Source organism: Bradyrhizobium uaiense (assembly GCF_010811875.1).
GTDB classification, from domain to species: Bacteria; Pseudomonadota; Alphaproteobacteria; order Rhizobiales; family Xanthobacteraceae; genus Bradyrhizobium; species Bradyrhizobium uaiense.
Map to the genome: position 1 here is coordinate 1 of NZ_VKHP01000507.1, position 1183 is coordinate 1183.

Consider the following 1183-nt stretch of genomic DNA (forward strand, 5'->3'; position numbering starts at 1 on the left):
CCCGCCTCCGCGGCCCTCCCCCCCCCCCGTGGTCTGTGGGGGGGGGGGGGGGGGGGGGGGCACACCCCCCCCGACCGCGACTCGCGGAGGGTCCCCCTCCCCCGCCACGCTGCGCGTGTCGGCCTCTCCCCGCGCGCGGGGAGAGGCAAGGGAGTCTTGCTCCGGCAACAGATCGCGCAATGACACCCCAAGCCGCGGCGTCGCGCGCATCAGCTTCCTGGTGTAGTCGTGCTGGGGCGCGGCGAAGATGTCGGCCGACTTTGCGGTCTCGACCACACGGCCCTTCTCCATCACCACGACGCGGTCGCAATAGGCGGCGGCGAGGCCGAGGTCATGTGTGATCAGGATCGTCGACATCGCGCGGCGCTTCGTCAATTCGACGATCAAATCCATCACCGCCTTCTGGGTGGTGACGTCGAGGCCGGTGGTCGGTTCGTCGGCGATCAGGAGCTGCGGGTTGCAGGCCAGCGCGAGCGCGATGACGACGCGCTGGCACATGCCGCCGGACAGCTCGAACGGATAGGCATGATAGCGCTCGCGCGGACGCGCGATCTTGACCTGCTCCAGCGCCTCGATCGCTTTCTCGCCGCGATCGGTGACCTGCGCCTGCTGCACATGTTGGCGCAGCACGTCCTCGATCTGGTGCCCGACCTTGCGGATCGGATTGAGCGCGGCGCGCGGATTCTGGAAGATCATCGAGACTTCGCGGCCGCGCAGATCGCGCATCTGGCTCTCCGAGGCCGACTTGACGTCGATGCCGGAGAACATCACCGAACCGTCGGCGATCCGGCCGGCGCGATCGAGGATGCGCATCACGGCATAGGAGGTCACCGATTTGCCGGAGCCGGACTCGCCGACGATGCCGACGGTCTCACCCTTGCCGACGGAGATGTTGACGTGCTGCACCGCCTTGACGATGCCGCGGCGGGTGGTGAACTCGACCGTGAGGTCACTGACGTCGAGCAGCGGCTGGGCGGTCATGATGGCCTCCCGATCAAAAATTTCGAAAACAACCCCATGCACAGTAGCGAAGCGGTAATATGGAACCGTCTCTGGGCAATCATCACGCCCTCCGCTTGTTCAGTGCGCTCCCTCCCCCCACGCAACCGGGGTAAACCCCGGTTGCGCATCATTGATCTGCGCAAGTCGGGCAAGCCCGACTTGCGGCGGGGGAGGGTTGGGG

At 67.0% G+C, this 1183-nt stretch carries 1 protein-coding gene; it reads right to left on the reverse strand.

All coding sequences use genetic code 11. The features are described 5' to 3' along the window. Positions 1-981, reverse strand: a 981-nt coding sequence (locus FNJ47_RS46140; protein ID WP_236000598.1) for an ABC transporter ATP-binding protein, incomplete at its 3' end; no start/stop codon positions are given. Between the last annotated feature and the right edge of the window lie 202 nt (positions 982-1183).